Below are 9638 nucleotides of genomic sequence, written 5' to 3' on the forward strand. Positions count from 1 at the left end.
GGTCATCGGCCCTTCGTGGCTGATGCGGTGGAGTGCTCGCGCAGCAGGACGGCGAGTCGAGCGGCGAGGTAGCCCGCGAGGACGCCCGTCACCAGACCGACGGCCGTCATCTTCAGCAGTTCCGCCGAGGCCGGACCGGAGCCGCCGAGCAGGGCGCTCTGGATGGGGAGGGAGAGGCCGATCACGGCTCCGCCTCCGGCGCCCATGATCTGCGGCGCGATCCGGCCCGACCAGCCCCGCTTCCTGCTCAGCCACAGCAGTGCGGTGATGGTCGCCGCCGCGAGGAGCATGAACACCGGAATCTCGGAGGGCAGCTCGGGCGGATCGTCGCCGAGGTTGTCGCGCAGGGGCAGACCGGTCGCATCGGCGTAGACACGGGCCGCCCAGGGGGAGAACCACCACAGGACGAGCTGCAGGGCGCCGAGGGCCGCGGCGATCGTCAGTGCGGTGATCCGCCGGCCGATGGTGAGCGTCCCCAGGATCAGCAGGAGGGTGGAGAACAGGACGTTCCCGACGAGATCGGGCTCCACTGGCAGGGGGAGCGCACCGAACGCCTTCGTGGTGATGGGGCTGAAGACGATGAGCACGGGGACACTGACGATCACGCCTGCCCGGCCCCACCGGGTGTGGCGCGCCGCGGCGAAGACGATGACGCTCCCCACCATGGTGAAGCAGATCGAGAGGAACAACCCGATGTGAGGCGGTGAGTCCAGCACGGCATCGAAGCCGTACAGCGAGTGCCACCACAGGTCCAGAAGCCCGAAGAGAAGGAACAGGGCGGCTCCCGTGCCGGTGATCAGATAGCCCAGTGGGGCGCGGAAGACCCCGCCGAGGACGCGCACGGGTTTGCCGCCGGGGAACTGATCCACAGGCCGGCCGGCGCGCTGGGCGGCGGTCGCGATCAGGACCATGGCCAGGCTGGCGATGCCGGCGACGGCGCTGCCGGAGTACAGCATAAGGTGGGAGAGTGTGAAGAACGTGTCCGGGCCGACGTCGACGTGCCACTGGATGTCCCAGCTGATGCCGAACAGGGACAGCGTCGTCCCGGCCAGGACGGTGTTGGCGGCGATGGGGCCGGTCCGGCCGCTGCCGGAGACTTTGACGGCGAGGGACGGCTGGGACGCCCTACTGGTACTGGTGACGGGTAGTGCTGTGCTCACGGGACTGCCTTTCTCATGACCGTGCGAGAGCGGTTACAGGCGTCGCGCGGCCGGTTGTTCAGCCGGAGATCGCCAGAGGGAAGTCGAACTGGTCGCGCCGCGTGCCGTAGTCGACGCTGACGTGGAAGTTCCAGCGTCCCGGCATCATCAAGTGGACGGCAGTGGAGTAGCTGCCGGGGCTGTGAACCTGTGCGTGTGCCGCGGGCGTCGCGTGTCCGTGAGTGGGCATGACGGCCTGCAGGGTGATGGTGGGCGGATGTCCGCCTCGCCCTCCTCGGCGCGGGGTCAGGCGGATATCGACATTCGTGGCGCCGGTGCGGGGCCGGGCCACCGTCAGTGTCACCTCGTCGGTGGCACTGCCCCCGGTCAGCGAGATGGCATCGTCCGACCAGGACGGAAGGAAACCGGCGGCCACCAGGGCGAGGGACACCGTCAGCAGCGCCGCGGCGACTCCATACAGAAACCGGACCATGGGGGTGCGGGAGGCGGTGCGGGCGCTCACTTCGCCACTCCGGTCGCCGGCGACACGCGCAGAAGGTAGGGGACGGTCAGGATGGCACTGTCGCGCTCGGCCTGTATCCACACGCGGTAGTAGCCGGGACGGGAGAAGGTGTACACGAAGGACGCGTCCGGCCCGTAGGCGGCCACGGTCTCGTCCGCGGGACTGTCGCCGTTGAGGGGCATCAGCCCACTCATCGAATCCATAGTCCCCTCGTCCCCGCCCGAGTGACTCCCGTGTCGCATGGCGGTCATGCCGTGGGCCGGAGCGCCTCCCATGTCGGGTGTGGGGTCGCTGCTCATGTCGCCACCCATGGAGTGCGCATGAGCCCAGACGGGTGCGCCCTGGGCGGCTTGTCCCATACGTGTGGGGCTGGTCGCGTCGGCCCTGTCGAGCGGCCCGACCACGATCATGTGGCCGACCATGCCGAGCCAGGGCTGGAGCGTCGGTGTGTCGCCGACGCGCGCGGTCAGGGTGCTCGCTTCTCCCGCTCTGGGTGAGGGCGCCGACAGGCGCACCGATACACCGTCGATCGTCCGCGTTCCCGGCCCCCGCGGGGCGAGTTCGGCGGGCAGGGCCGGAGGGGTGCCACGCGTGGAGCCGTCGGCGACGTTCAGGCCGGTTGCGACGCGCACGTGCTGGACTCCGCCACCACGGCGGGCGAACTCCGCGGACACGGCGTAGTGGCCGCTTGCGGGCAGCCGCAGCTGGACCTCGTAGGTGCCGGGCGCGGTGCGTATGGGGTGCAGGTGCCAGAGCTCACCGGTCGGTCCGATGACCAGCAGGTGCATCAGAGCACCGTCGTGGACGACGAGATCGTCCGCGGGCAGGCCGGTGGAGCCGTCGTTCACGCGCAACCGGAGCGTGCCCGGTTCCGCCGCCCTGGCCGGGTACGAACCCAACTCGAGTGAGGCGGGCGGCCGGGAGTAGTCATTCGTCACCGGCCGGACGACCGAATAGGGATCGGTGACGTTGTCGTTCGTGGCGTCCACCTGCCCGCCCGGCTCGGGCGGCGGAGGCAAGGAAGTGGACAGCAGCGCGGCGGTCACGGCCACCGCGAGCGCGGCCACGACACCTCCCGCCGGCAGCAGCGCCCAGCCCCCGCGCCGGGCCCGGACAGCGACGAACAGGGTCACCAGCATGAGCACACCGGCGGTGACGAAACCGCCGAACACGGCAAGCTCCGGCGGAGACATGACCTGGCCCGGCACCGTGAAGGGAATCCGCGCCGTGCGGGATCCGTCATCGACGACGAGCTCCCAGGGCCCGGCTCGATCGATGTCCAGGGCGGCACCGTAGGACCCCGGCGTGCTGCCGAGCTTCACCGAGACGCTGCTGGTGGTGATCCCCGCCGAGGAACCTTCCGCCCGGTCCGCTGACGCACCCGTGGGAACGGTGCCCAGGCGCAGGGTCCCCGCGGCGGTGCCTCGATGGGTGAGCACATCCACCTGCAGGGGGCCGGGCAGTCCGGTGACGCGCCGCAGGATGAGGGTCAGGTCGCGGTCGCCGAGCGTCTGCGCGACCTGCAGGTCGCCTCCAGCCGTGGAATCCGCCCAGGCGGGGGATCCCACGGTGACGGACAGGCCCAGGACACAGAGCACGGCTGCCGCCACTCGCGCCACCGCTCGCGCCGCGTGTGACATGCCAAGGCGATTCCGGCCGGCGCATCTGCCGCGAACGGATACAGGGGGTGGGTTGTCGTTCACGCGGCAGACCCTAAAAACCGCCCCCACGCGGTGTCATCACGCACCCGGGGCACGTCCTGTCCCCCGCGCGGGGGACGACGCCTCCCCCGGGCGCGGGAAGGCTTTTCCGTGGCGCTCGTGCACCATAAGTGCATGCCTGGTGCGACCGGCCCCGTACGAGGTGGCGTTCCGACCGCACATTCCACCTTCCGGCATGCCCGCGGTGCGGGCGTGCGGACAACCTGAAAGAGGGGCCTTGGCCGTTTCGATTCGGGACCCGAGTGGGTCCCTGACCCGGCAGTCCCTCATGGTGGCGGGCTTCTGCCTGCTCGCGGATACGCTCAGCTTCTCCTACGAGGGTTCGGACGTGTATCCGCCCGTGTCCTACTGGTGCCTGCTGGCGGGGATCGCCCTGGTGGACGCGGCACTCGCGAGTTCGGCCCGTCTTTCCGGAGTCGTGGCTCTCGCCCAGGCGGCACTGGCCGTGGCCAGCGCGTTGGTGCTGCCCGGCGGCAGCCCACTGCCGGACACGAACGACGCCGGAATGCTCATCGCGGCCTATCGGGCCGGAGCCTGGCTGAACGGCCGACCGGCCGTTCTGGCTCTCCTCTACCTGGCCGCGGGATCCATCGGGGCCAGGACACTCGGCGGCACGACCGATCTCAGCGAATGGCGCTCCATTCTGCTGGGCACGGTGAAAGGAACCCTCCTCGCCTGGCTGGTCGGTCGCTACACCACCGCCCGGGGCGCTCATATCGCCGAACTGGAACAGCGGGCCGTCCGTGAGCGTGAGATGGCCCGGCAGGATCTCGCGAATGCCATCGCCGAGGACCGCAGCGCCATCGCCCGGGACCTCCACGACGTCATCGCCCATCATGTGAGCGCCATCGGTGTGCATGCCGGAGCCGCCCGGCTGGGACTCGCCGTCAAGGAGGCGTCACCGGTGTCGACGGCGCTGGCGGCGGTCGAGACCTCCAGCCGAGCGGCCCTCCTCGACCTGCGCCGGCTGCTGGACTTCCTGCACGACAGCCCCGCTGAAGGCGCACGGCAACCGGGGTTGCGCGACCTCGACCAACTCATCCACGTCGTGTCCGCCGCCGGCCTCGAGACGAACGTCGGCGTCCAGGGCGCCCGACAGGAACTGGAAGGTTCCCTGGACATCGCCGTCTATCGTGTGGTGCAGGAGATGCTGACCAACGCCCTGCGCCACGGCGACGGCCACGTGGACATCACCCTGCGCTACGGCACTTCGCGCATCACGGTCACCGCGGTCAACCCGATCGCCGCCTCGGGGCGGCTCGTGGAGGACTCTCCACACCGGGGCCTCGAAGGCATCAGCAGCCGAGTCGGCATGTTCAACGGCTTCGTCTCGTACGGACCGGTACACGGCGGCGCCGACTGGAAGATATCCGCCACCTTCTCCATGGACGGCACATGAGTCTGCGTATTCTCCTGGCCGACGACCACGCCATGTTCCGCTCGGGACTGAAAGCGGTCCTGAGCACCCAGGACGACCTGTGCTGTGTCGCGGAAGTGGCCGACGGTCAGGCAGCCGTCGAAGAGACCAGCAGGTTGACACCCGACGTCGCCATCCTGGACATCCGGATGCCGCGGCTGGACGGACTGCGTGCGGCGGAACGCATCCTCGGCAGGCCGCGCAACACCACGAAAGTCATCGTGCTCACCACCTATGACGACGACAGCTACGTCTACCGCGCCCTCCACCTGGGGGTCAGCGGATTCCTCCTGAAGAGCGTCCCTCCCGAGGAGACGATCGCGGCCATCCGCATCGCCGACAGAGGTGATGCCATCATCGATCCCTCGGTCACGCGCCGTCTCATCTCCCGCTTCGCCAGCGGCATCGCGCCGCCCGCGTCCTCCACCGAGCTCGAGAGACTGACGGCCCGCGAGCACGAGGTCCTGATCCTCGTGGCCCAGGGGCACAGCAACACGGAAATCGCACGCGCCCTGGGCATCGGCGACGAGACGGTCAAGACACACGTCTCCCGGATCCTGGCGAAGCTGGGTCTGCGCGATCGCACTCAAGCCGTCATTTACGCGGCCGCCCACCAACTCGTGGCACCGCCTCCTCCTCTGCCACCCGGTACGGAGAGAACGGGTCGGCACCAGGGCGGAGACCGTCATCGCGCCCTATGAGACATCGGATCGCATATCAGCCTGGATATCGGCGACGAGCTTCTTCGCCGCCGCCAGCTTCGGCCCGTAGGCCTCGGGGTCCGTGGCGTCGAGCGCGGTGAAGATGTCCACGGCTTCCCGCGCCCGGGTGAGCGCCTGGTCCCGCCGACCGGACTGCCGAAGATAGGGGATCGTCGGATACAGCAGCCAGTCGCCCAGCCCGCCGCGGTACCTCGCGGGGGTCTCGGTGGCGAGTCGGCGGAGCAGGTCGGTGGCCTCGACCGCGCGCTGTACGCCCTGGGCATGATCGGGTCTGCCCCACAAGGCCTGCGCCAGATTGACCAGCGTCCACGCCTTTCGCCAGAGGAGCTCACCGGACCCGGGTTGTTCGTGGATGACCTGGTCGTAGAGGCCGAGCGCCTCCAGCATGCGGGCGATGGCCTCGTCGTGGCGGCCACTGCCCATCAGATACGTGCCCGCCGGGAACACCAGCCACTGTGCGAGCCCGGTCCGGTAGGTGGGTTTCGTGGTGGCGAGTCGGCGGAGCAGGTCGGTGGCCTCGACCGCGCGCTGTACGCCCTGGGCATGATCGGGTCTGCCCCACAGGGCCTGCGCCAGATTGACCAGCGTCCACGCCTTTCGCCAGGGAAGCTCACCGATTCCGGGTTGTTCGTGGATGAGCTGGTCGTAGAGGCCGAGCGCCTCCAGCATGCAGGCGATGGCCTCGTCGTGGCGGCCACTGCCCATCAGATACGTGCCCGCCGGGAACACCAGCCATTGCGCGAGCGTCGCACGGTAGCCGGGGTCCAGGGCCACCACCTCGCGGGCGACCGCGATCGCGTCGGCCGCCCGCGCGTTGGCCTCGTCGCGGGCCGGGCCCGGCAGGTTCCACAGGGTTTGGGCCCTCGCCACCAGAGCTCGCGCATCCGCGATCCGGGCCGACGCGGCGGGCGTGGCCGTGTCGTAGAAGCATGTCAGGAGCTTCGGCACCTCGCCGATCTCGCTGCCGGAGTCGACCCGGTAGAGCGACACGCTTCCCGCCGCCACCGACACCGCGGCGACCTCGGCATACGACCACCAGGGCGGTCCGAGCCGCAGCGGCGCCGACCACTGCGGCTGCTGGGGATCCCGGTGGACGGTCTGAACGCGGCTGTCCCGGCCCTGCCAGAACCAGTTGACCCGCCGGTCCCCGGCCACCGCCGGGACGGTCGTATAGGGCACGCCCCATTTGGTGAGGTGCCGCGGGGTGGCCTCGGCCGGGGCGCTCCAGCCGCCGTCGTAGTGGATGTTCCACATGGACCCGAACGTGCCCTGCCAGACCACATCGGCCTTTCCGTCGCCGGTGCCCATGGCGTGGATGGACGACGCGAAGTCGTTCCCGGGGAATTCGGCGATCTGCGCGGGTGCGCTCCACGCGGGGTCGGCCGCGTGGGAATCGTAGGTGACGCCGTGCACCGTGCGGTCGTTCATGGTCCACACCGCCAGCACCACCCCGGGCGACGGGCAGGCCACCGTGAGGTCCGAGCCCAGCGAAATGGCGCCCGCCGGGGTCGCCGCCCGCGGTGGCCCCCACGCCCCCTTCGCGTCCTGGAACGCGGCCATCAGCGTGCCGGTGCCATTGTCCCGCCACACCACGACGACCGAGCCCGGTGTCGCGGCGGCCTCGGCATACGAGACATCGGTGGTGTCGCCGCTCACCCTGACCGGAGCGTCCAGCCATCCGGTCGGCCGGGTGGGATCGGTGCGCGTGGCGTAGACGCCGCCGTCCTTGCCCCGCATCACCACGGTGATGAGGCCCGGCCCCGATGCCAGGGCGCGCGGCGTGGGTTCCTCCCGTACCGTGTTCTCCGCGCTGATGGCCACCGACGGTTTCCAGGCCGGCGCTGCCGCGGTGGAGTCGTAGGACGTGGTACGGAGCTGTCCCTTGCCCGGATCCCGCCATACCAGCACGGTGTGCCCCGGCCGGTCCGACGCCGCGGCCAAGGACACCATGCTGTCCGGCACCTCCGCCGGGGCCCAGGGGGACCATCCTGGTGTGCGCGGGTCCTTGGCCCAGTGAGCCACGGTGTCGTGGAAGCCCATGAGTTTGGCCAGCCCCGTCCTGACCCGCATATCGGCGCGCAGCTGATCGGCGTAGTAGGACCGGGCGTCGTCGTACTCGGCCTGCCCTCCCGGACGCCACCCGACTTCGGTGTGTCCCGTGTCGTAGCCGGTGATGTGGTCCACGCACTGGTGGGCCAGGAAGTAGCTGCCACGGTCGTCCGGACCGCCACCGGTATGCGGTTCGATGGCCTGGTCGGCGTGTTGGAACACCCAGTCCAGCCGTGCCGCGTGCCGGGTCAGCTCCTCGCGGGCCAGCCGGTCCTCGCGGTACTGCGGATTGAGCCCGGCGATCACGCCGAACCGGACGGTCAGCACATAGACATAGGCGATATACGCCAGCCGGTGATCGAACACGCTTTCCGGTGAATTCGGATCCGGGCGGTAGAAGTAGGAGTCGCCCTCCAGCAGCGTATTCGCCGCCAGCCGGGAGTTGTCGTCCGCGTTGGACCGCAGCAGCGGGTCCTTGCGCCCGCCCACGGCCCAGGAGTTGAGCTCGTCCGTGGCCGTGCGGGCCCGCCCGCGCAGCCCCTCCAGATCGCGCCGCAGGGCGAGGACATACGCCTGCTGCTCGACTCTGACCGCCTGCTTCACGGCCTCCATCACCTCGTCGAACCGCCCTTGCAGGGCGACGAAATCCTGATGCAGCACCTCCAGCCTGGCCAGGATCTCCTCTTCGGGAGTGGGGCTGTGGCTGCCGAGGCGAACGAAGGCGACGATGCCCTGGTATGCCTCGTACGCCTTCTTGCCCGCTTCATAGACCGCCAGTGCGGTGGCGATGGGCGTGGCCATATCCGGTGTACCCCCTCGGCCTGTGCCCCCGCGGGCACGCCTGGGCCAAGTGAACCACCGGGCGGCCACACACATGCTGGAGTGAACCTCGAGCGCCCCCGCCCGCCTCGGCATACGCGGGCGAGGGCGCTGCGGCGGTCAGTCGCACCGGCCGCACAGGTATCCACGCCGCAGAGCGGGCCGGGACCTGGCCGGCACCGGCACAGGCGCCCACCGGCCGCGGTGTGCCCGGGGCGGCGGCGGACCGTACGGCGACTGCCAGGCCGGCCGTTCGGGTCGTACGGAACACACGTTCATCCGCTTCAGGACGGTGAGTTCGGACACGGAGTTACACCAGTTTCAGTGAGCAGACCACAGCGAAAAGGAGCACGTCGCACAGGTGCGACGCGCGACAGATCAGCGCTTGGAGGGGTCTCACTCGGTGTACAACGGCACGTCCTTGACGGGGTGACAGTGGGCGGGAGCACGGTAGCGGCACACGGGAGTGCGGCTCCACTGATTTTCGGGGGGGGTGATGCCTGGCGGTGGCGGCTCAGCCTTCCAGGTAGGCGAGTACCGCCAGGACCCGGCGGTTGTCGTCCTCGGACGGTTCGAGTCCGAGTTTGTTGAAGATGTTGTAGCTGTGCTTGCTGACGGTCTTCTCGCTGACGAACATCCGCGCCGGGTCCTCGCCCTCCCGTTTGCACAAGCCGAATCCGGTGTGCCCCTGCTCTCACTGTTGGATGCGACCCGCTCACCCAGCACTCGGGCAGCGGCTTGGTCCGATGTCAGCCCTTGCGGGTCTTGACCTCCTCGGTCAGCTGCGGGACGACCTCGAAGAGGTCGCCGACCACGCCGTAGTCGACCAGATCGAAGATCGGAGCCTCGGCATCCTTGTTCACGGCCACGATGGTCTTCGAAGTCTGCATACCGGCCCGGTGCTGGATCGCACCCGAGATACCCGCCGCGATGTACAACTGCGGAGACACCGACTTACCCGTCTGACCCACCTGATTGGTATGCGGATACCAGCCCGCGTCCACCGCCGCACGCGACGCACCCACCGCCGCACCCAGCGAATCAGCCAGAGCCTCCACCACGGGGAAGTTCTCCGCACCACCCACACCCCGACCCCCGGAAACCACAATCGCGGCCTCGGTCAGATCCGGACGCCCCGTCGACTCACGCGCCATACGCGAAACCACCTTCGTACCCCTCGCCTGCTCCGAGAAGGACACCTCCAGCGCCTCGACCGCCCCCGCGGCCGCAGCCGCCTCCGGGGCGGCG

The 9638-nt window shown here is 69.7% G+C and carries 7 protein-coding genes and 1 pseudogene; 2 read left to right on the plus strand and 6 right to left on the minus strand.

The window, feature by feature from the left end; all coding sequences use genetic code 11:
• Positions 1-2 precede the first annotated feature (2 nt).
• The 3 genes from J2Z30_RS05940 to J2Z30_RS05950 are packed head-to-tail and all read right to left on the minus strand — an operon-like array spanning position 3 to position 3302.
• Positions 3-1160, minus strand: a complete 1158-nt coding sequence (locus J2Z30_RS05940; protein ID WP_044578338.1) for a hypothetical protein — start codon at positions 1158-1160, stop codon at positions 3-5.
• A gap of 58 nt (positions 1161-1218) precedes the next feature.
• The gene (locus J2Z30_RS05945) at positions 1219-1662 is read right to left on the minus strand and encodes a FixH family protein (RefSeq protein WP_044578336.1); all 444 of its coding nucleotides are present in this window, start codon (positions 1660-1662) and stop codon (positions 1219-1221) included.
• Positions 1659-3302 carry a hypothetical protein gene (locus J2Z30_RS05950; protein ID WP_044578333.1) on the minus strand — a complete coding sequence of 548 codons (1644 nt, stop codon included), beginning with the start codon at positions 3300-3302 and terminating at the stop codon, positions 1659-1661. Before J2Z30_RS05950 ends, J2Z30_RS05945 begins: the two co-directional genes overlap by 4 nt.
• A gap of 298 nt (positions 3303-3600) precedes the next feature.
• On the opposite strand from J2Z30_RS05950, the gene J2Z30_RS05955 reads away from it, so the two are divergent.
• On the plus strand, positions 3601-4782 hold the full coding sequence (locus tag J2Z30_RS05955) for a sensor histidine kinase (protein ID WP_209468574.1): 1182 nt from the start codon (positions 3601-3603) through the stop codon (positions 4780-4782).
• The gene (locus J2Z30_RS05960) at positions 4779-5501 is read left to right on the plus strand and encodes a response regulator (protein ID WP_063790999.1); all 723 of its coding nucleotides are present in this window, start codon (positions 4779-4781) and stop codon (positions 5499-5501) included. The genes J2Z30_RS05955 and J2Z30_RS05960 overlap by 4 nt, the downstream gene beginning before the upstream one ends.
• Here the strand turns inward: J2Z30_RS05960 and J2Z30_RS05965 are convergent.
• From J2Z30_RS05965 to J2Z30_RS05975, 3 genes and pseudogenes are all read right to left on the minus strand, one after another.
• Positions 5496-8372 carry a tetratricopeptide repeat protein gene (locus tag J2Z30_RS05965; RefSeq protein WP_044578330.1) on the minus strand — a complete coding sequence of 959 codons (2877 nt, stop codon included), beginning with the start codon at positions 8370-8372 and terminating at the stop codon, positions 5496-5498. The two genes, J2Z30_RS05960 and J2Z30_RS05965, sit on opposite strands and share 6 nt — an antisense overlap.
• 532 nt (positions 8373-8904) lie before the next feature.
• Positions 8905-9033 (minus strand): annotated as a pseudogene (locus J2Z30_RS05970) (LuxR C-terminal-related transcriptional regulator); the annotation flags it as partial.
• Positions 9034-9139: 106 nt separating this feature from the next.
• Positions 9140-9638 (minus strand): electron transfer flavoprotein subunit alpha/FixB family protein (locus J2Z30_RS05975; RefSeq protein WP_209468575.1); only part of this gene is annotated, 499 nt, incomplete at its 5' end.

Source organism: Streptomyces iranensis (assembly GCF_017874715.1).
Classification (GTDB): domain Bacteria; phylum Actinomycetota; class Actinomycetes; order Streptomycetales; family Streptomycetaceae; genus Streptomyces; species Streptomyces iranensis.